20 protein-coding genes and 1 pseudogene are annotated in these 21,952 nt (G+C 42.7%); 4 read left to right on the plus strand and 17 right to left on the minus strand.

Going from position 1 to position 21,952, the window contains the following annotated elements; translation table 11 throughout:
• Nucleotides 1-292: 292 nt before the first annotated feature.
• From AC19MV_RS21595 to AC19MV_RS21650, 12 genes and pseudogenes are all read right to left on the minus strand, one after another.
• Nucleotides 293-1,039: a hypothetical protein gene (locus tag AC19MV_RS21595; protein WP_498309908.1), complete on the minus strand. Its 747-nt coding sequence runs from the start codon at nucleotides 1,037-1,039 to the stop codon at nucleotides 293-295.
• A gap of 111 nt (nucleotides 1,040-1,150) precedes the next feature.
• On the minus strand, nucleotides 1,151-1,456 hold the full coding sequence (locus AC19MV_RS21600) for a hypothetical protein (protein WP_498309909.1): 306 nt from the start codon (nucleotides 1,454-1,456) through the stop codon (nucleotides 1,151-1,153).
• A 94-nt stretch (nucleotides 1,457-1,550) separates the two neighbouring features.
• On the minus strand, nucleotides 1,551-2,378 hold the full coding sequence (locus AC19MV_RS21605; RefSeq protein WP_498309910.1) for a hypothetical protein: 828 nt from the start codon (nucleotides 2,376-2,378) through the stop codon (nucleotides 1,551-1,553).
• 348 nt (nucleotides 2,379-2,726) lie between these two features.
• A pseudogene (locus AC19MV_RS21610) lies at nucleotides 2,727-3,539 on the minus strand (IS91 family transposase); the annotation flags it as partial.
• A 77-nt stretch (nucleotides 3,540-3,616) separates the two neighbouring features.
• Complete coding sequence (locus tag AC19MV_RS21615; RefSeq protein WP_432405329.1) at nucleotides 3,617-4,387, minus strand: ABC transporter permease; 771 nt, start codon at nucleotides 4,385-4,387, stop codon at nucleotides 3,617-3,619.
• Nucleotides 4,387-5,322: an ABC transporter ATP-binding protein gene (locus tag AC19MV_RS21620; protein ID WP_432405332.1), complete on the minus strand. Its 936-nt coding sequence runs from the start codon at nucleotides 5,320-5,322 to the stop codon at nucleotides 4,387-4,389. The genes AC19MV_RS21615 and AC19MV_RS21620 overlap by 1 nt, the downstream gene beginning before the upstream one ends.
• Nucleotides 5,323-5,469: 147 nt before the next feature.
• Nucleotides 5,470-6,000 (minus strand): hypoxanthine phosphoribosyltransferase, encoded by a 531-nt coding sequence (hpt, locus tag AC19MV_RS21625; RefSeq protein ID WP_432405334.1) that lies wholly within the window; start codon nucleotides 5,998-6,000, stop codon nucleotides 5,470-5,472.
• A gap of 7 nt (nucleotides 6,001-6,007) precedes the next feature.
• A complete protein-coding gene (locus AC19MV_RS21630) occupies nucleotides 6,008-6,667 on the minus strand; it encodes a flavin prenyltransferase UbiX (protein WP_498309911.1) in 660 nt (219 codons plus the stop codon).
• Nucleotides 6,668-6,693: 26 nt separating this feature from the next.
• A complete protein-coding gene (mpl, locus tag AC19MV_RS21635) occupies nucleotides 6,694-8,088 on the minus strand; it encodes a UDP-N-acetylmuramate:L-alanyl-gamma-D-glutamyl-meso-diaminopimelate ligase (protein WP_432405338.1) in 1,395 nt (464 codons plus the stop codon).
• Between the two features lie 98 nt (nucleotides 8,089-8,186).
• A complete protein-coding gene (locus AC19MV_RS21640) occupies nucleotides 8,187-8,489 on the minus strand; it encodes an AzlD domain-containing protein (RefSeq protein ID WP_432405340.1) in 303 nt (100 codons plus the stop codon).
• Nucleotides 8,486-9,256, minus strand: a complete 771-nt coding sequence (locus tag AC19MV_RS21645) for an AzlC family ABC transporter permease (RefSeq protein ID WP_498309912.1) — start codon at nucleotides 9,254-9,256, stop codon at nucleotides 8,486-8,488. Before AC19MV_RS21645 ends, AC19MV_RS21640 begins: the two co-directional genes overlap by 4 nt.
• A gap of 638 nt (nucleotides 9,257-9,894) precedes the next feature.
• Nucleotides 9,895-10,854, minus strand: a complete 960-nt coding sequence (locus AC19MV_RS21650; RefSeq protein ID WP_498309913.1) for a LysR family transcriptional regulator — start codon at nucleotides 10,852-10,854, stop codon at nucleotides 9,895-9,897.
• Between the two features lie 446 nt (nucleotides 10,855-11,300).
• Between AC19MV_RS21650 and AC19MV_RS21655 the strand changes: the two genes are divergently transcribed.
• The 4 genes from AC19MV_RS21655 (at nucleotide 11,301) to nrfD (ending at nucleotide 13,929) form a co-directional block, all read left to right on the plus strand.
• Nucleotides 11,301-11,765, plus strand: coding sequence for a hypothetical protein (locus AC19MV_RS21655; protein ID WP_498309914.1), 465 nt, complete (start codon nucleotides 11,301-11,303; stop codon nucleotides 11,763-11,765).
• Between the two features lie 74 nt (nucleotides 11,766-11,839).
• Nucleotides 11,840-12,304 carry a nitrite reductase gene (locus tag AC19MV_RS21660; RefSeq protein WP_498309915.1) on the plus strand — a complete coding sequence of 155 codons (465 nt, stop codon included), beginning with the start codon at nucleotides 11,840-11,842 and terminating at the stop codon, nucleotides 12,302-12,304.
• Between the two features lie 6 nt (nucleotides 12,305-12,310).
• Nucleotides 12,311-12,991: a 4Fe-4S dicluster domain-containing protein gene (locus tag AC19MV_RS21665; RefSeq protein WP_498309916.1), complete on the plus strand. Its 681-nt coding sequence runs from the start codon at nucleotides 12,311-12,313 to the stop codon at nucleotides 12,989-12,991.
• Entirely contained in the window at nucleotides 12,988-13,929 is a 942-nt protein-coding gene (gene nrfD, locus AC19MV_RS21670) for an NrfD/PsrC family molybdoenzyme membrane anchor subunit (protein ID WP_498309917.1), read from the plus strand. The genes AC19MV_RS21665 and nrfD overlap by 4 nt, the downstream gene beginning before the upstream one ends.
• A gap of 122 nt (nucleotides 13,930-14,051) precedes the next feature.
• On the opposite strand, the gene AC19MV_RS21675 is transcribed toward nrfD, so the two are convergent.
• The 5 genes from AC19MV_RS21675 to AC19MV_RS21695 all read right to left on the minus strand — a co-directional run bounded on the left by AC19MV_RS21675 (nucleotide 14,052) and on the right by AC19MV_RS21695 (nucleotide 21,801).
• Nucleotides 14,052-14,732 (minus strand): Fe2+-dependent dioxygenase, encoded by a 681-nt coding sequence (locus AC19MV_RS21675; protein WP_498309918.1) that lies wholly within the window; start codon nucleotides 14,730-14,732, stop codon nucleotides 14,052-14,054.
• Between the two features lie 335 nt (nucleotides 14,733-15,067).
• Nucleotides 15,068-17,377: a TonB-dependent receptor gene (locus AC19MV_RS21680; RefSeq protein WP_432405354.1), complete on the minus strand. Its 2,310-nt coding sequence runs from the start codon at nucleotides 17,375-17,377 to the stop codon at nucleotides 15,068-15,070.
• A 315-nt stretch (nucleotides 17,378-17,692) separates the two neighbouring features.
• Entirely contained in the window at nucleotides 17,693-18,079 is a 387-nt protein-coding gene (gene gloA2, locus AC19MV_RS21685) for an SMU1112c/YaeR family gloxylase I-like metalloprotein (RefSeq protein ID WP_498309919.1), read from the minus strand.
• 171 nt (nucleotides 18,080-18,250) lie between these two features.
• A complete protein-coding gene (locus AC19MV_RS21690; protein WP_498309920.1) occupies nucleotides 18,251-20,314 on the minus strand; it encodes a PhoX family protein in 2,064 nt (687 codons plus the stop codon).
• A 179-nt stretch (nucleotides 20,315-20,493) separates the two neighbouring features.
• A complete protein-coding gene (locus tag AC19MV_RS21695; RefSeq protein WP_498309921.1) occupies nucleotides 20,494-21,801 on the minus strand; it encodes a DEAD/DEAH box helicase in 1,308 nt (435 codons plus the stop codon).
• Between the last annotated feature and the right edge of the window lie 151 nt (nucleotides 21,802-21,952).

Raw genomic sequence — 21,952 nt, forward strand, 5'->3', positions numbered from 1 at the left:
TGTGGGGTAATCGATATTATTGAGTTTTCAAGCTGGAGGCTCCTCTTACATTGCCACCCATTTTTATGGTTCTTAAATTGCCACCCACACTCTTAACAACTATTTTGGGTGGCCTTGTTAATTTGTTTTCGCCAACTATTTTGGGTGGCCATGTTAATTTACAGAGAGACGGATGGATCGCAGTTCAATATCCTAACCAGAAAGCTAGTTAGGTGTTCTAAATGAACCGCCCTGTGCGGAGCCGCATGCAGGGTGGTGTGGGGCTGGAGGCTAGATACCTCCGGCTACCCGATTATGTTTCGAGCTCGATTTGAGTGACTAACCGCCCAAGATGAGCAATTAGCTTTTCATTGTTGCGTAGATTTACGGGCCTGATTTCATCAGGTGCTTCCCAATCTACGGGGCTTAAGAACGTTGCAAAAAACTCTGAATATGCGACGTATTTTGATGCATTTATTTCGGATATCTCTTTTATTGTAATTATTGGATTGTAACCAGCAGTTTGTACCCAACCAAACCTAAGAGAAAGCTCCACTACGGCCGGTATTTTGGTCATTAGCTGTTTGAGTGCACAAAGCGCATTTATGCAATGGAATAAACTTGCTTCTTTACTAGATTTAATACGGTCATGTTTTAAGCGGTTATAAACTTTCCACCACTCCATAGGTGAGCTTGACTTATCACTCCATTTTTTGAAAGGGCAAAGAACAACTGGCTTCCCTAGCAATAAAAGAGATTTAGTGTTGCCTAGGTGTAATGTGCTTTCAAGTTCACGATAGTAATCGTAAACATTTGCTCCATTACGAGTCATTTTACGACCTTTAGGTCCTGGTCGTTGAAACTTCTCGGGCATCAAGTCTCTAAAAAGAGTATCTATAACAGAGCATGTTTCTACCATGATCGGAACAAGACGAGGAGAGCATATTTTCTTCAAGTCGGCCTCGCTAGAAAAAGGTATAATATTTGTTATCTCAATCAACCTTTTTTCAATACTTTGATACCATTCAAAAATTTCTATTACAACTTCTTCTTGATACATGTTTACTCGATTTTATGAAGAGATAAATAACGCCGTTTTAAGTTGAAATTTACTGTGGGATATAATCGCGAAGCGATGGCCCGCTGTAACTTTTCAACTTGAAAACTCTTGTTAAATGGAATTTATTTCAACACGTGAAAACTCTGGGTATGTTTTTCCATCATTATCCGTAAAAGCTACTTTTATTTTTATTTTACATTCTTCAACGGTAAAAGGTAATGGATCTACTTCTGAAGAGATAATAATTTTCGGAGGATTACATTCAACTTTAATTTTATCATCATCAAGAATTGAAGAAATAGCTCCAGCTGCACATAAAACAGCACTTTCAAAAGCCTCTTCAGCACTATCAAATTTACCTTTGCGAAATTCATTATTTTTATAGATGGTGATAACATATTGCATAGATACTTCCATTTAACGCCACATTAAGCGGCTATTTATAGTTGGCTAAAATAGTGAGGAACGAACAAAAGCCAACTGTAAATTGTCCGTTTGAATGCCTTATTAGTTAGATTTTCTTTCTCATTTCGAGCAACAACCTCAAAAATGAACTACCGCTACTTAACATATAAACGGTAAGCTCCTCAGAGGGCTCTACTGGTTGTTGCTCAGGTTGCCCATGCCTATAATTATGCATGCTATTAACCCATAACCCCATACCTTCGAACATACCAGATATGACATTACGTTCTGTATCGTCTTTTGCTAACGAATTTAAAGCCATTTCTTTGAGAGTATTATCAAGCACCCATTTATTTAAATTTTTAGTTTTGACAAGTTGTTTAACTAGTATTTCTATAGATTCAAATATAGATCTGGCAGCAGCTTTCGTGTCTGGTGGTGTATTATCAAGGTGTCTGTAAGCATCTTCGTAAGCTGCTTTTACCCCAAGTAAATCCGGTTCATTTAATGCAGTTAAAGTGGAAAAACGATTTCTTTCAAACTCTTCGTCTACAAAGTAGTGAACACCACATTCTGAATCGAGTTGATAACCGACATTTTCTTCCTTTAAGCATCGACTAACAAAAATTTTCCATTCAGTAGCCAAAGATGGCCACTGCTTTTTAATCAGACATTGATAGATAAGAGTTATTGAATCTAATACATCCCTTAGTTCATTTTTTTTGAACACATCACTTAGATTAAAACCAAAGTTTTGAAGGTATGGAATTTCAATACCAGCTTCAACTTTTAAGGTTTTTTGAATATCTTTACTATGATCTGTAGATAATTTATCCCAATAAAAAGCATCAAGTCTATTTCTAAAGCGCTGACTATCCCTTACAGGTTCACTTCTATCTAAATATAGAAGACTAAATCTTTGTCCTTGACTCATAGCTTGATAAATACTCCGAAAATCTAACGTTTTAGTATTTATGCGTTGCGTAGTTTGCAAGGCATAAATCACTTGTTGGACTTGGCCGATGCCACATCCAAGTTAATCGGTATGTTTTATGCTATAGGAATTTACTTTTTTTCGGTAGTGGTATTTTGTACAACCTTTCGGCTAATTGTTTGTTCTGATTACACCTTTTAAGGTAGGTTTTGTCATTCTTCATCTTTTATCATTGCTCTTTCATCGTCCTATTTTCTAATTTGTCCACTTGAGGATGTGTTTGACTGCCTCACCCAGCTGAATGTTGGCTAAGTTTACTTTTATAACTGACAGCCCGACTTTCTCTGATTAACCTGACAACCTCAACTTCGCCTCTCGCGCTAACATGGTCAGCAGTGGTACCAGCCCCATAAACATTAATCGCCCATTGGCACATTGTGGGCAACACCAGTGTCCTAACGTCTCAGTAATCTTGATGTCTTTAAGGGCTTTGGTTGGCATTTGTTGTTGAATTAGGCTTAACTTTTTACGTCGACAACTGTTAGCCAAAAAACCAAAATGCCTTATCCGCATTACGCCTTTGGGCAGCACATGCAACAGGTAACGCCGGATAAACTCATCGGGTGCCAGTTGCATGATTTTGCGTTGATTATCGCGATAATCAACATAGCTTATATCGATGGCATTAGCGGTAACCTGCTTTAACCGTGATTCGTGCATCATGCCTTTGCGGGTGTAACGCCCGAGATATTCCACCACCGTTTCTGCTTTATACAAACAGGCCTTACTGTATACGCACCATGTTTTATTGATGAGGTTTTTGGCGTCTGCAATGATGAGTTCACGCTGACGCAGAGCAGCCAACATCTTCGCTTTAAACACGGTTGAGACCGCCTTAACAGGAAATAAATAGTCTGATTTAACGCCGCGCCACAGGCCTTGCTCAGTGACCACCCCGCCTGGGATTAAACTGTGTAAGTGGATATACTGGGTTAACGTTTGCCCCCATGTATGCAGTACGGCGGTGCACCCTAACTGACCTTGTAAGTGTTTACGGGTCATGCCAAATCGGCTTAACGTTTGCCACACAGCTTCAAACAAGGCGCTGTACACTTGCTTTGCCAGCTCATCGGTATGGGTGAGAGTGTTCAGCTCATGGGGCTAGGTAAACTGGATAGATAGCCATAAAAAAAGGCCCTTGCGAGCCCTTTATAAATTCTTTTTGTACTTGGTATGGATTAACTTCTTAACCCTATCCCACGAGATATTAAATAATAAGCCAGTGTCCATAAGCTGACACAAAAGCCCACCATAATAGCAATAGACAGTGGTACGCTAATGTCGGCGAAGCCTAGGAAGCCATAACGGAATACGTTGATCATATAGACTACTGGGTTTAACCCCGACACGCCTTGCCAGAATTCAGGCAATAGCGATAACGAGTAAAATACCCCGCCTAAATAAGTCAGTGGCGTCAAAATAAAGGTCGGAATGATACTGATGTCGTCAAAACTTTTAGCAAATACCGCGTTGATTAACCCACCCAGTGAGAAGAGTACCGAAGTTAAAAATACGGTTAATATGACAAGGCCAACATGATGAAGGGTGATATTGACAAATAACATAGCCACAACAGTCACAATTAAGCCCACACACAAACCACGGGCTACACCGCCACCAACATAACCGGCTATTAACACGTAATGCGGTACTGGCGCGACCATGATTTCTTCAATGTTGCGTTGAAACTTAGCGCTGTAAAACGACGATGCCACATTAGAATATGAGTTGGTTATCACCGACATCATGATTAAACCTGGGGCAATAAATTCCATGTAGCTTACGCCGCCCATTTCACCAATACGGCTGCCAACCAAGTTACCAAAAATAAGAAAATACAATGTCATGGTAATGGCTGGCGGCACTAACGTTTGCACCCAAATACGGGTAAAACGATTAATCTCTTTGGTTAAAATGCTTTTAAAGGCCACAAAATACAGGCGATTCATTATTTTGACTCCTTGGCTTTTTCGACCAGTTCTACAAACAACTCTTCTAGGCGGTTGGCTTTGTTGCGCATTGATAACACTTCGATATTGGCGGCGGTTAACTGGGTAAATAATTCATTAATGTTGTTCGCTTTGGCCACATCGACTTCTAATGTATGGGGATCGGTTAGGCGGCAATTCATGTTGGTTAATTGCGGCGCAACGTCTAGATCGCGACGTAAATCGAATATAAAGGTTTCAACATCTAACTTACTGAGCAAAGCTTTCATGGTGGTGCACTCCACCAACAAACCGGTGTCGATAATACCAATAGTACGACACAGCATTTCGGCTTCTTCAAGGTAGTGAGTGGTTAAAATAATGGTCACACCTTGTTGATTGATTTGCTTTAAAAACTCCCACATTGAACGGCGCAGTTCAATGTCTACGCCGGCAGTTGGCTCATCGAGTATTAGCAATTTAGGTTCGTGCATTAATGCGCGGGCAATCATTAAACGGCGTTTCATGCCGCCCGATAACTCGCGTGCTTGGGCGTGACGCTTTTGCCACAGGTCAAGTTGAGTGAGGTACTTTTCTGCACGAACTATGGCAACATCTTTAGGGACGCCATAATAGCCCGCTTGGTTAATCACAATTTGTTGTACGGTTTCAAATTGATTGAAGTTGAATTCTTGCGGCACTAAACCAATACACAATTTTGCTTGTTCAAGCTGTTTGTCTATATCAAATCCAAACACTGACACTGTGCCAGAGGTTTTTTGCACTAATGAGCTGATAATACCGATTGTGGTTGATTTACCTGCGCCATTAGGGCCAAGCAAAGCAAAAAAATCACCTTGTTTTACCGTCAAACTGATCGACTTAACAGCTTGTACGCCGCCTTTATAGGTTTTTTTAAGGTTTTCGATCACCAATGCATTGTTGGTGTTACTCATTGTCATACCTCTAATCCATGAATTGCGAATTAAACACTTCTTATTACGTACTGCTAAAGACGTTATAAAAATGAAAAAGACGCAAAAATATTTAGACACTTAAAACAAAACTCCCGCCTATAGCGGGAGTGTATACCAGTGGTTGTATTAATCTAATGGCACCACTTTAGCGATGTAAGGCAAGTTGCGGTACTGCTCTGCATAGTCGATACCGTAGCCCACAATGAATTCGTCGGGAATAGTAATGCCGATAAAGTCGACATAGACGTCTACTTCGCGGCGCTCTGGTTTGTCTAGTAAAGTACATAGCGCTAAGCTTTTTGGGTCACGCAGTAAGAGCATTTCACGGACTTTATTTAAGGTGTTACCCGAGTCGATAAGGTCTTCTACAATTAATACGTCACGGCCTGCAATGTCTGACTGCACATCTTTAAGCACTTTGACATCACGCGAGCTGTTCATACTATTGCCGTAGCTCGACACTGACATAAAATCGATTTCGACATGGCCTTTAATACGACGACACAAATCGGCCATAAACACGACAGACCCTTTTAAAAGGCCAACCATTAATAAGCGCTCACTGTCGGCATAATGTGCATTAATACGCTCAGCTAGCTGGTCGAGGGTTTTATTGATTTCTTGTTCAGAAATCATCATTTCAATTGTGTGCTTCATAAATATCTCAATTGTCGATGTCGTTTGGCTGGGTGTGTCCGTATCCCCAGCGACTCGTTAAGTCGTGTTCTATCCCTAAGTGATCAAGGATTCGGGAAACCATGAAGTTTACCAGATCTTCTACCGATTGGGGATTATGATAAAAGCCTGGCGCCGCTGGCATGATGGTCGCACCGTTACGCGTTAGGCTTAACATATGCTCTAAGTGTATGGCACTAAACGGAGTTTCACGCGGAACAAGAATCAATTGGCCCCGTTCTTTTATTACCACGTCTGCTGCTCTTTCGAGCAAATTATTACTCATTCCGGTCGCCACAGCCGCTAACGTACCGGTTGAGCACGGGCAAATCACCATTTGTTTTGGTGCGGCGCTGCCTGATGCTGGCGGCGAAAACCATTCATCTTTACCCAAAACAACCAATTCACCCTTAAGCGGTTGGTCGTTATGCTGCAGTTGTGCTTCGAGCTGCGCTTTGGCTTTTTCTGGATTGCCACTGAGCTGCAAGCCGTGCTCTGTCGCTAACACTACCCGCGCGGCGCTTGATATCATTAAAAACACTTGATAATCGGCAGCAAGTAAACATTCAAGTAATTTAATACCGTAAGGCGCACCAGATGCGCCGGTCCAGGCGAGACTAATTGCTTTGGCTTTTTTGGCGTAGGCCATCTTGTATCCTCTTGCGGCTCAAACAGTTACGCTAAAGCCTTAATCATTTTTTGGTGAATACCGTTAAAGCCACCATTGCTCATAATCACCACGGTATCGCCTGCTTGGGCGGTATTGGCTACGTTAGTAATAATGTCTTCAATGTCGTGATAAACCGTCACTGGGATTGGCGCATTGGCCATACTGGCATTAATGTCCCAGCCAATATTGTCTGCCTGATACAAATAAGCCACGTCTGCTAACGCCATTGAATTGGCTAGCGTGTCTTTATGTACACCGCTTTTCATGGTGTTTGAGCGTGGCTCTAGCACCACAATAATTTTACCCGTGGCGTTGGCATCAATCCCCACTTTGGCTCGTAAGCCTTGTAAGGTTGTGGCAATGGCTGTGGGATGATGAGCAAAATCGTCATACACTGCAACACCGTTGACAGTATCGAGTAATTCTAAACGACGTTTCGGCGGACTAAATTGCGCTAATGCCTCAATTGCATGGTTTGGCGCTACGCCTACATGACGGGCTGCGGCAATAGCCATTATGGCGTTTTCAATATTGTGCTGGCCAATTAACGTCCAGTTTAGTATGCCTTGAGATTCCCCGTTAAATAACACTTCAAACTCGTGTCCATCATCGGCAATAGTACGTGCAAACCAGCCACTTGGTTCAGTTGTTGTGGCTACTTTAGAATAGGTTTCTTGCTCACTCCAACAGCCCATATCAATCACTTGTTTAACGGCGTCAACGTCGCGTGGCCAAATCACTTTACCCTCGCCTGGCACGGTACGAATAACATGATTAAATTGACGTTGAATCGCAGCCAGATCGGCAAAAATATCGGCATGATCAAATTCTAAATTATTGATCACTAGAGTACGCGGATGGTAATGAACAAATTTGGAACGTTTATCAAAAAAGGCACTGTCGTATTCGTCGGCCTCAACCACAAAAAAGGGAGTATTGCCAAGGCGTGCAGACACGCCAAAGTTTTGCGGAACGCCACCAATTAAAAATCCTGGTTCGTAGCCGCAATACTCTAACACCCAGGCTAACATGCTTGACGTTGAGGTTTTGCCATGGGTACCCGCTACGGCTAATACCCAACGGTTTGGTAGAATATGTTCTGATAAAAATTGCGGCCCTGATGTGTACTTCAAACCACGGTTTAATACCGCTTCTACACACGGATTTCCACGGCTCATGGCATTACCAATGACCACGAGATCTGGCTGGTTTTCACCTTCTTTACCTAACTGTGCAGGATCAAAGCCTTGAATAAGCTCAATGCCTTGTTGTTCTAACTGGGTGCTCATTGGAGGGTAAACATTGGCATCGCTGCCGGTCACTTTATGGCCCATTGCGCGGGCAAGTAAGGCTAAGCCGCCCATAAAAGTGCCACAAATCCCTAAAATGTGTACGTGCATGATTTCACTCTAATGATCCATTATATGGCGCTTATTCTAATCTATTGCGGCGCCGATTGTCAGTTAACAATTATTGAGAATCATCAATGGGGTTAGGGTTAATACAAAAAGAAAAACAGTCCCATGCTTAATACCGTGGTAAGCAAGGTATTGCGGGTAACGTAAGCCAATATTGTGGCCACCAGCGCACAGGTTAAATAAGGATTATGTATGCTAATGGCGAGCTCACCGTGTGGTACAAAGACGATAGGCGCTAATATGGCCGTTAATACGGCTGGTGCTGAATAACTTAAAAAAATGAGGGTGTTTTTACTTAACCGAATCGGGATTTTAGGCTCTAATAATAAATGCCGGCTAACAAATACAACCGCGGCCATCGACAAAATAATCAACCAAATCATAAAGACTTTTCCTTTTGCTCGCTGGTTATATTGTCACCGCCTTCGTTAGTGACTTTAGCGTAAGCCATACCCGCTGCCATGCCCGATATGGCGGCAATGAGCAACCCTGCTTGAATCGCAAACACGGCGCACACGACCGCTAACGAGAGTGACACCAACACGCACACTAATATCGATGGTTTTTTTACTGTCGGCACCACAATGGCAATAAAGGTGGCGGCGATAGCAAAGTCGAGCCCAAGTTCACCCAAATTATCAATTGATTGCCCCGCAACAATGCCCAATAACGTGGCAATGTTCCAACCGAGATAGAAGGTTAACCCCCCACCCAGCGCGTACCAACGATCAAACTGATGTTGTGCGGGCTTATCGCCGCCATGGGCCTGGTTAGAGATAGCAAATAATTCATCGGTGAGTAAAAAGCCCAGTCCTAGGCGCCATTTAAGGGGTAACGGGCTAATTTGGCTGCGCATGGCCATGGCATACAATAAATGCCTTGAGGTAATAAGTAAGGTGGTAATTAAAATGCTGCCGATACCAATACCCGCTTTTATCATGCCTAGAGCGACCAATTGTGCGCTACCAGCAAAAATAATGGCCGACATGGCTTGGCTTTCTACCGCGGTTAGGCCAACTTCTAATGCGAATGAACCGGCTAAAACCCCCCAGGGGATGACGGCAATGGTTAATGGCATCACCGCTAACGCACCCGATAGAAATGATTTCAGTTTTGAGGATGTATTATTAATCGATTCAGTTGAGCTCACACTATCTCCTTATGCAGCCTCCTTATGCAGCACTCATGCGCGCTGTTTGACTTGAAGATTAGCGTAATCAGAATCACACAGTAAAGCCTTATCTATTCACTTTTAAGGCTGTACGATATTGTCGCCTTGTCGTATCACGATGCACCAAAGATATTTTTGTGAGCCATGTTATCGATACAAATAATATTCGATAATATTTATGTATTTAAAAAATATACAGCAAAAAACATAAAGTATATTTTATATAAACCTACCATCAATCTTAAACATAATCATTAGCAACAATACCACTGTGCAAAACCTTACTATTCAATATACCTATTTACAATTCTGCATAGTAAAAACACCACTACAAAAAATACAAACACAAATATAATAAACACACCTAACTAACAAACAACTTCATTTCAACTATGCTTTAGTCTAACTCATGATTTCAATCTGTGACGCCATTAAATATAAGAATAAAATTAATAAGTACTAAAAATATTATTGAGTGCATAGTGACGATAAAATCCCTGGCACATATCGTCATGATATTACATGCTGATAATGCTATTACATGCGCAAAACAAGCATGATTCAAAGAACTCACGAGTCGTCATTGTGCTGTATTAAATAAGGTCATGTTACTTACTTTAAATAAGCGTTGCGGTTAAATCACGGATCTTTTTCTTCAACCACTTAGAATCTTCATTCTCTGATGTAGGGTAAGTGACCATGACTAACTTTAATGGATCAACCACCTGAAAAATACGCTCGCATTCGACTTCAGACAATTGGCAAGCGTGAATGCCTGAGTCATCATCGAGCATGTCATACACCGCTTTATACGGCGTAATAGCCAAAGACTGACAGTCAGAAAGATACTCAAATAATGAAGACACGCTAGTGATGGTCATTTCGGTATTTACAGGTAAACCTTTTGCCTTACAGTACTCTTGAAACGGATTCAAAACCGGTGCTTGTACGCCAAGAAAGGTATTGATAAAAGGATATTTTGCGATGGTTTCTAGGCTAATGTCTTGTTTTAAAATAGGGTGTTTTTTACAGCATAATAAGTATTGCCTATTCAAGGTCGCTAACACTTCAACTTGCAGGTTTTGATCAAAAAAACGCACTTCGTCCGGGCTTTTGCAGCAGCACATCACAATACCATGCGGGTCATTAGTTAAGCTTTCTAATGAATGATTGCTCCAACTGCCCACATTAATGTGGATACTCTTATTATGATCTTTAATCTCTTGCATCAACGCCCTTGGGAAAGCATGAGCAATCATCCCTGGAAACACTAATTCAAAGTAGCGATGATGTAATTGTTCAGCACTGTTGACCCGATTAAAATGTTTGGCGCAATCAACAATTTCTTTCGCAATAGGATAAATTTTACCGGCATAATCATTGGGCACTAAACCATATTTGCGCCGAATAAACAGGTCGTCGCCAAAGATTAACCTTGCGGTGTGCAAACAGCGACTGATTTTTGAGGCGGGCACATTTAATATTTTTGAAACATGCGTCGCTGACTTATGCTCATACAGACACACTAATATAGTGAGTGTTAATAAATCTAATTTGTCTAAGTCGATAGGTTTCATATCAATGACTCCGTTCCAACATTCAACCTTTTATTTTATCGAGTTCATTTGTATTTGATAACTTTATTTCAATTATTCACATTTTAGTTAATCCAGATCATAAAATTGATTGTTTAAAAAGTGAAAACAAACAAAGTACGGCAAAAATACGACCGGATTACACATTCTGAAATAAACCATTAGTGAAAATAGATTTTTAAAAATACACATTGTTAAAATACGATTATTAAATACCGCTTTAATGGCAATCAAAAAACATAAAAACAAATAAACAAAAAAAGCAATTAGATCTGATTCTTAACTCTCATCAAAAACCTAAAAGCAGCTTTAATTACTTGATTAAGATCAAGTTTATACATCACTGCTGGAATACTATTAACAGTACATCTAAGACATAAGATGGCTCGAAAAAAACAATAATTTTAAAATGCGTTTTGGAGGTATATATGTTTACTTCAGTCTTTTTAAGTTATGCGTTCGTGTACTCCGTACTGTTTATTGCCGTACCTTTTATCGTTGTCATGTTTATTATGACTTGTATTAAGTTCTTCAAAACAGATCACGCCGAACACCCAATCACGCTAAAAAAAGCACTTTTTGACACTCAAAATGTTGATTTCATGAAATCACTACAAGCTGTAGTAGGAGGAAAGTACGACGTTTGCTGCAATGTACCTATGGACAATGTGTTTGAAATGGATGCCCATAGCGCTGCAGAACATCACACTAAACTCGACTACGTCGTGATTGATCATGACTCGTCTGAAGTGAAGTTGATTATTTCTGACTTCAGTCAACAAGATGATGCAAGTGCAAAAAGTTTATTCGAAAAATTCAACATTAAGTTAGTTGAAATGGCTCGAGGAAAACCTTACGACGTGCAAATGTTAAAAGGCGTGTTACCCGCATGAAGGCCCGTCGGGTGACAACTTAGTGGTATCACCCGACATTTTCACTATTCCAATCATTGTAGAGAGGACTGATTATGTCCCGAAATAACTGGCTACTGATGTTAAGCGTAGGTGTATTGTCGCTCACGCTTATTAGTCAGGCAGCACATTGCGCTGACTCTACTGAGCAAATGAATAATGACTCGTGCATGAAATGCCATAAACGCAACGGCAAAATGCAAGGTCACCACGCCCAGGACGGGCTCAATTTAAGCTGTAGTTCATGCCATGGTGAAAAAGGTAATCACCCTAAAAAACCTAACGACTTGATGGTGTTTTCTGCTGGTAGTGAAATCCCATTAATCGCGCAAAATGCAGTGTGCCTGACGTGCCATCGTGCGACAAACCTTGGTAAAAGTGAGTGGACTCATAATGTGCACGCGCAAAAAGTCAATTGCAGTTCATGTCATCAATTGCATCCAGAAACCGACCCAATGATGACGTTAACAGCCAAACAACGCAGCATTGAGTGCCAACGTTGCCATAGTGTGCAGAGGTAATGAATCATGGAAAATTCAAGAAGACATTTCCTTAAAAGCACCTGCGCATTGGTTGCGGGCGTATCGGTATATCCACTCAGTGGCAAAAATGCCGAAATGGAACCCGAGATAAATAACATAAAGTACGCTTTGCTACATGATGAAACCAAATGTATTGGCTGTAACGCTTGTGTTGAAGCATGCAGAGAGGTCAATCATGTACCCGAAGGTGTTACGCGGCTAAGCATCGAAAAATCTGGGCCGTTTGGTGAATACCCTGATCAGTTTTACCATTTTTCTCGACATTCTTGCGAACATTGCGAAAACGCACCTTGTGTTGCGGTTTGTCCCACAGGAGCCGCTTTTATCGATAAAGAAACCGGTATTGTTGCAGTAAACGCAGATAGATGCGTGGGTTGCCTATATTGTATTGCAGCCTGTCCGTATGAAGTGCGTTTTATTAACCCTGTGACAAAAGCGGCCGACAAATGTGACTTCTGCCGTGAAACGAATCTAAAAGAGGGTAAACAACCGGCATGTGTAGAGGCGTGCCCAACCAAAGCGTTAGTGTTTGGCAATCTTAAAGATCCAGGATCTGAACTCGTTGCGCGATTAAAAGCGAATCCAACTGAGCGCTATAAACAAAGTTTGGGTACTCGACCTAAAATATTTCGTATCAAGGCGAAACAAGGGGAGATTATATTATGAGTGCTTTTCATTTTGACACTTTGGTCTGGCACTGGCCCATTGCCATATACTTATTTTTAGCCGGAGTATCCGCAGGTGCGATGTTCTTTGCTGTTTTACTCAAACACGGTTGTCTGAAAGGTAAAGCATATCAATCTGGATTTGTTCAAGCAGCTTGTGTGGTTGCAGCTATTTCGGTATTGGCGGGTTTAGGGGTGTTAGTATTTGATTTAACCAAGCCTTTGCACTTTTGGAAAATTCTGGTGTTTTATAACCCTACCTCAGTGATGTCGATGGGTGTGATTATCTTAATGCTCTATCAAGTGTTTATGTATGGATGGATTATCATCACATTTAAACAACCCATTGATGATTTATGTAAAGAACGTTTACCCATTGTCGGTAAACTCACCAGTATTATTGCTCGTTATGAAGCAGGTATAACCGGTTTACTGGTTATATTCTCAGTGTCGTTAGGTGCTTATACCGGATTTCTATTGTCGGCTCAGCCTCACTTCCCGATGTGGAATACTGGCGTATTACCCTTGCTGTTTTTAGCTTCTGGCTTGTCTTCTGGTGCTGCGGCATCACTATTAGGCGGTGTGTTACTCAAAGGCAACCCCAATGGTGCTGAAGTACGTTTTATTCATAAAATAGAGATCCCACTGATTTTAGGCGAGATATTACTGATGTTCACCTTCTTCCTAGGTTTAGTGTTCAGTGGTGGCCAGAGCAAAGCTGCGGCATTCAATGCGCTTGGCGAAGGGTTTTGGGGCTGGGTATTTTGGTTCGGAATTATGGGCTTGGGTTTATCCGCTCCTCTTGCCATGAACCTATTTATGACCGCAACATCAAAACGTAAGTTTTCATATGTAGCAGGTACGGCATGTTTAAGTTTATTAGGGGTGATTTTATTGCGTAATTTTATTCTTTACACCGGCCAGATGACAGTAAACTAGTTAATGCATATGTTGATCATGTTCATGCTTATCTCGGTCGAGTTTATCTAAAAGCAGCCCACTGATAATACAATATAAAATGGCGTATATTTATATGAATATACGCCATTTTTTTATTAGGATTACAACTGGGTAAATTGCCGAATTAAGTTGTGATACACATTGTGCAAATTGTCTAATTCAGCGCGATCGGTTTTATTGGCGTTAATCAGCTTTTGAATAGTTTGATCTAGCTGATATAAGGTTTGGCGTAAGTTTGAATCTGCCACCATGCTTTGCATCCAGGTAATGGCAGCAACCCGCTGACCGCGAGTAACCGCGGTAACTTTATGTAAACTGCTTGATGGGTACACCACTGCATACCCGGCTGGCAGTTTAATTTGCTGCTGACCAAATTCAGTAGAAATAACCAATTCACCGCCATCGTATTCTTCAGGTTCACTTAAAAATACCGTCATCGACACGTCGCTGCGAATGACCTCGCTGGTATGTGGAATACGCATAATGGCGGCGTCGACATGGTAGCCGTATTCTTCGGTTTCGCTGTAGCGGTTAAAACACGGTGGGAAAATTTTATGCGGCAAAGCGGCTGACACAATTTTAGGCGTGTCACCAATACGTGCTAATAACTGATTAGCCAGTTGCTGCACATTGGCGTCTTGCGCATCAGCTTGATGATTCTGTTTAACAGACGCAGCCATGCCCATTGCCGTTTGACGACCGTCGCCCCAGGGACATTGCTCCAGCTGCTGACGATAAACGCTGACTTGCTCTTGATTGAGCACTTTTTCTATAACAACCACTGTACTTATCCTTATTAGAATGTGATCTATTTTAGGCTCTGTCACTAGGCTCAGTACAATGAAAATGACTGTAGGTATAGTCATCTACATCAAAGTCATTTGAAGCAGTAATGAGGGTTGTGACACAGCCCCGAAGTGCGAATTTATCAGCGCGTTCTTCTTTGTTAGCCTTTCTTAACGTAGCGCACTATGCCCTCAAAAGGCTGCCGCGAATACCACACTGATAACTTTCGCTAAAAGAGCACATTCTAATGCGGATAAGTATGGCTTCCAAAATCAAAAAAACCAACGCTTAACGGGAAGTTAAGCGTTGGTGTTAACGGCAAATCACTCGATTAAAATTCGTATGTCATCGACAGTCTCGAATTACGCGCATCACCCAGGTACATAAATGCACCCGAACGGTATGCTGCTGTCCAATACTCTTCGTCCATTACGTTACCCACATTTAAGCGGAATGTTAAGGCTTCAGTGGCATTGTAGCTGGCAAATAAATCAACGACTTGATAGCTAGGTACTTCAATACTGTAACGCTCGTTGGTGGCGTCGTAACCTGCGGCAGTATCTGGTTGGCCACCGAACATGTTGCTCTGATATGTGTAGCTGCCACCGATAACAAATGATTCAGTTAACTGATAACGTAATTGCAAATACGCACTTTCGTCAGCAAAGTTACTTAACGTCAAGCCGACGTTAGCGGGATCATAAGACTCCAACACTTCAGAGTCCATTTTGGCTGCCGAGAATTGTATGCTTAGCTCGTCAGTAATGTTACCCACCATGCCAAACTCGATGCCTTTAACGCGGTTTTCACCTGTGTTTAGCGTGCCGAGGGTGGTATAACTGTCGCCAACGCTTTCCATCACGTCACTTTTAGTGATTTGAAAAATCGACGCTGAGAACATCATTTTATCGTCAAACAACATCCACTTGGTACCAAGTTCAATGTTTTCTACGATTTCAGCATCGGCTTCACTGGCTTGATCTTCAGTACCGCAAACACCGCCATAACCACAGTTGCCGCCTAAGTCAGACTCGCCACCATTAATGTTGGTTGCCGTGCTGTAGTTAGCATAAATATTGGCATCTTCAGACAGGTCGTAAACCAAACCGAAGTTGAAGTTATACATGGTGTCTGAATATTCATATAAGGTCTTGCTGGTTTGGTTGCTGTAGTCGAAGCTGTCGAGTCTTAAACCATAAAACATCGACAGTTGCTCTGTCAGTTCAACGTTATCCATCATGTATGCCGCCACCGTTTTGATGTCGAAGATGGCATCTGACTCGCCTTTTACATAACTGTACCCTATAAGCTGGCTGATATTATCAACGGTATTACCATTGCCATCGATAATACAGTACGACTCAGACACGCTGCTGCTCCCTTTTGTAGAACAGTTTGTTGGATTATTTTTGGTAATGTTATACACACCGTTATCGACATTTTCGTCAGTGTATTCCAAACCAAAGACTAGCTTGTTGTTAAAGCCAAAGATTTTGGTGTTCCAGAATAAATTGAGCTGGGTGCTAAAGTAGTCAACATCTTGATTACCCTGGTGAGTACTTAATTTCAGCGTATCAACACCTGGCGCGGTTGCATCGGTATCGGCACGAGTACTTCCACTCATACCGGTTGTAATGTAGCCGTTTTCGGTATGACCCACACGAGTCGCGTTATACAGGGTAATGTCACTATTAAGCTCGTATTCAGTACGCAGAGTAAAGGTGGTCACCTCTGAGTCTAAAAAGTCACCGTCTTGTGCATATACCGGAATATCTTCTAATGGCTTACGGGTATCTTTATCAAAGTAGCTGCCTAAATCGGGCACGTCTTCTGCGTTTAAGTGGTAAACGTCGGCGGTGAATGTCAGTGCATCGGTGGTTTCATACACACCCGATAACTGCACACCTTCACGTTTGCTGCTAATGCCTTCGCGGCCTGGCTTGTCTTCTTGTGCGGTTAAACCATTTAATCGTACTGCAACTTTTTCAGAGAGCGGTAAGTTATAGTCAATGGTGATACGGCTATGGTCGTCAGTGCCTACACCTAAATCGACACGGCCAAAGTCATACGCTACTGAGGCTTTTTTGGTGACGCTGTTAATAGCACCACCTGATGAACCACGCCCAGCAAAGGTTGAGCTTGGGCCTTTAGTGATTTCAACGCGCTCAGTAGCAAAGCTTTCACGGGTTGTCATGCCTGGGTCGCGAAGGCCATCAACAAACACGTCGCTGCGCGCTTCGTGGCCACGGATAATATAACGATCGCCAAACGCGTTACCGTTTTCACCGGTGCCTAATGTTACACCCGCCTGGGCTGACAAAATGTCTTTTAAGTCAGTGTTGCCTGATTCTTGAATTTGGTCTTGGGTTAATACCGTAATAACCTGTGGGGTATCGACTAACTCTGCAAGACGGCGTTTGTCGGCCGAACTGTTAAACATGTAAACCGAATTTTGCACACCATGTACACGAATTCGCTCGATAGACTCGTCAGTTTCTGCTGGCTTACAGTTGGCTAAAATATCCTTATCGCAAGTTTCTTTAGTGGTGTCAGCGGCATAAACTGCTGGGCAACCAAACACTAATGCCGCGGCAACGGCCTGTGCACCTAACGACAACTTACTGTAACTGTTCGATTTCATGTCTAACATCATCCTATTATTAATTAACCTAAACTCGGAATAAGGGTTTAGGTTAATTAGCGTTTATGAAAGTTTGTTTATGTGACGCACTCTACATAAATACAATAAAGATCGCAAATACAAATCATTATCATTTGTGTAAAGATTGTAATTTTAAAAGTTTATTTACGCTGCAACTGATGATAATTAACAACAAGGTAAAGATAACGTTGACACGAAAGCACTCAAGCACGCTGCCAAAAATGACATCAGCAGCGTAAATATGAGCGCAATGAGAGAGTAAAAAGTTGAGCGGTAACCTGGGAAGAAAGCCTGTTAAGCCGTTTGATATAGCTCTAATGGCAAGCCATCAGGATCGCTAAAAAAGGTGTATTGCTTATTGGTGTACTCATCGACTCGAATAGGCTCAACCTCCACACCATGTTGTTGTAAATGCTGTACCACTTGATTGATATCGTCGACGTTGAAGGCTAGGTGTCGTAATCCTTGCGCCTCAGGAAAACTCTGTCTTTGTGGGGCACCATTAAACGAAAATAATTCTATTTGGCTTCCGTCGGCCAAAGCAAGATCTAGCTTATATGAGTCGCGGGCCTGGCGATAATTTTCGGCAATAATCTTTAGCCCCAATATTTGGGTATAAAACGCTTTTGAGCGAGGGTAATCGCTACAAATGATGGCCACATGGTGAATGCCTTTTAGCATAACGCTCCTGCTATTAATAATACGTTGATAAATAATATATTGATAAATAATACGCTGATAAATAATAAAACCCTGATAGCACGAGTCTATCAGGGTTAGTATTAAAAGTGGCTATCGCTTAAGGCAACTAATGAGTTATCTCTAAATTATCTCTAAGCAACCTACAGCATATTAAACGCCGACCGCACCGCCATCATCTTTGCGAATAATCACTGTTGCTGCGCGTGGACGAACTGTTATGCCAGCGGGTGTAGCTTCATCTGCTTTATCAGAATATGGCCAGTTGCCTGGATGCTGAATATTAGCAAAAACGGAAGTGTAATCAGGAGTAATCGCAAAGCCGGTAACTTCACAACCGTTTGGCCCAACAAAGAAACGCTTAAGCTGAGTTTGGTTGTCGGCACTCACGACTTGTTGGTTACCGTCGGCATCAACCATGGTTGATGGCACAATCGCGAGCATTTGGTCGTTGGTTTCTTCACCCACTTCAGAGGCGCCATTATCAGTTTGCACCCATAAAATACCGCGAGTATCGAACGCCAATCCATCTGGGCTAGCAAACTGGTTGAGGTCAGTTAAGCCCGATAAGTTAGTCGCGGCATCGCCATCATCTGGCGAACCAAAAACAAAGATATCCCAGCTAAAGTCAGTGGCCGCATCGCCTTCGTCCCAACGAATAATATGACCAAAGTTGTTATTTAAACGTGGATTAGCAGGGTTAGTGCTGTCGGTACGTTTACTGTTATTGGTAAGCGTCAGATAAACACTGCCAGTAAATGGATCCACTGCCGCCCATTCTGGACGATCCATTGGGGTTGCACCAACCAAATCTGCTGCGCCCGCTGTGTTTAGAATAATCTCTTCTAACGAACCAAAACTATCCGCTAGTGTCCCGCCGTCAGTTGTCATTCCGTCTAGGGTTAAAGGCAACCACTCGCCTACGCCATCTTCACTAAACTTGGCCACATATAAGGTGCCGGCGTTCATGTACTTGTCGCCGACGCTTAAGCGATTGCTGCTGTTGGCATCTGCTGCGTCCCATACTGCGTCAGACACAAACTTGTAGAGGTATTCAAAGCGAGAATCGTGACCAGAATAAAACGTCAGTGGCTTGCCTTCTTCAAGCTTACCAAACACGCAACCTTCATGACGGAAACGCCCTAATGCTGTGCGTTTAACCGCGCGAGAGTTCGGGTTGTATGGGTCAATCTCAACAATATAACCATGGCCATTGGCTTCGTTGCGGTAATCGTTAGCCGCACTTGAGCCGGTTGGTGTCATGTCAAAACGGGCAAATTCGTCTAAACGCTCATCGTCGTTACCGGCTAAATGGTTCCAGCCATAACGCGTGTCAGTGCTTGGAATGCCAATACGTGATTGCGCTTCAGTCTTCTCGCCTTTATTCACAAAATACTCTGGCCAGTTTTCTTCGCAGGTTAAATAAGTGCCCCAAGGCGTGTAACCGTTACCACAGTTGTTGAGGGTACCGCGCGCCTGACTTCCGTCTGGCGAGTAGCGTGTTTCAAGATACGAGCTGTACGCTAAAGGACCGCCCATATCCATTACGCTAGCACCGGTAAAGCGACGATTGTAACTGTCGTTTTCAACCACTTGCCACATGCCTGATACCAGCTTGATGCGTACAACTGAAATACCGTGAGCATTGATTTCTTTACGCACTTCGTCAATAACACTGCGCTTGCCGTCGGTGTCATATGTTGGGCCTGTTGGATGTAATGCACTTTGGTCAATGTATTCGTGGTTAATGCACAATAAGCCGTCATCACCAACATCATTTAGTGGGAAAAAATGCATGCCATCATGATGCATACCCACTGAGTTAGCTTGGTCATCTGCGGTGTTGCTTCCGTCATCTTTCCAGGCTGCGGCTTTGGTATTGAGCGGCGTGCCCCAAGGTGCTAAGACATAAGCAGAATAGCCCGCTGGAACGGCAACGGCATCGGTTAGCGATCCCGGAATAGATTCAAAGCCTAATACTGCTGAGCTTTGTGTTGGAGCTGTAGGCGTTGTTGGAGTGGTTGGGGTTTCTGTGGAACTGTCTTTATTATCAGAACCACAAGCACTTAATCCGAAACCACCAAAAGCGGTCATGGCACTTAAGCCTAAACCACGTTTAACAAAATTACGACGCGAAAGGTGTTTGTCCATCACTTCATTGAAAGGAGTGTTATTGCTTTTATTAAAACGAATTGGGTTAAACGTCGCCTTGCTCATATAGTGTCCTTTAGTATGCTCACAAAATAACTGTTCAAATGTAGGTATGATTATTCGACAGTTAAGATAAGCAACTAATGTGACAACAAGGTTCAAAAAGTATGACAATAATATGGCAATTAAAAGACGGAAATAATATACCGATGCGCGACGTCCATAAGAAAGTCGCGCAAACACAATTATTTTTTATTGCGTGACGGACGTTGGCCTAAGGCTTTTTTACGGGCTTGTTGTTTTAGCGCGCTCTTGGTGGTTTTACGCGTGGTAACAGCCATTTGGTCTAGGTCTGGCTCATAGCCTGCTAACCATTGTTGCGGCAATCGGCGGTCTAAAAAGGTTTCTAACTTAACCAATAACGGCTCATCATCGACACTGAGTAACGTAACGGCTTGGCCCTGATTACCCGCACGGCCTGTGCGGCCAATTCGGTGAACATAGTCTTCAACCTGAAACGGTAACTCCATATTCACCACGTAATTCAACTCGTTAATATCGAGGCCTCTGGCTGCTACGTCGGTGGCCACTAATGCTGTTAGCTCACCGCTCTTAAAGTGATTTAGCACTTGCTCACGCACTGCTTGCGACAAATCCGCATGAAATGCCTCTGCGCTCACACCTGCCTGTTTCATTTGTTTCACTAGGGCATCAGCACCTTGTTTGGTACGGCTAAAAATCAAGGTTTGTTGCCAATTCTCCACTTTGATTAAATGACACAACGCCGCACATTTTCGGTTGCCGTCGAGGTTATAAACGCGTTCAACAATACTCGCGGCGGTGGTGTTACGCTTAGCAACTTCGATGACTTTAGGCGATTGCAGTAAGCGTTTACTAAAGCTAAAAATACGGTCATCTAACGTGGCTGAAAACAACAGGGTCTGCCGTGTTTTAGGCACTTGTTTGAGTACATCGATAATCTCATCTTTAAAGCCCATATCAAGCATACGGTCAGCTTCGTCAAACACGAGATGCGTTAACTGCGACAGAGTAAGCGTTCGCTTACGCAATAAATCCAATAATCGCCCTGGGGTTGCCACCAAAATGTCGGTGCCATTGTTGAGCTGAGTAATTTGCGCGCCAATACTGACACCGCCATATACCATCACGCTGGTAATGCCGCTGCCGTGGGCATATTGCTCAATGCTGTGGTGAACTTGTTGTGCTAATTCGCGGGTAGGCACTAACACGAGTGCACGAATAACCTTGCTAATACTCTGCGGCTTTTCTTGCGTTTGAGGTGATTGTGTTTCTGTTGACAGTGCTTGTGTTGATTGTGATGGCGCAGGCAGTTGTTGATTCAAAATTGATTGTAATATGGGCAGCGCAAAAGCGGCCGTTTTACCCGTGCCGGTTTGCGCGCCCGCCATCACATCTTTACCGCTTAATATCACCGGAATAGCGCTTAATTGAATAGGTGTAGCTTGCTGATAATTTAATTCTGCTAAGCGAGTTAATAAGGTGGGATGTAACGATAATCCAGCAAAAGACATAAGCACTCCAATAACAAGAGCCGCTAGTATAAACCAGATCCTTTATTGCAATCACGTAAATGATCTGCTCATCAATATCATTTGCCTTCACCACACAATGTGAGGCAGCACACATGCCGCAAAAGGACTTTCTGCGCATCACTAAAAGCAC

The sequence above is a fragment of the Shewanella sp. MF05913 genome (assembly GCF_059758095.1).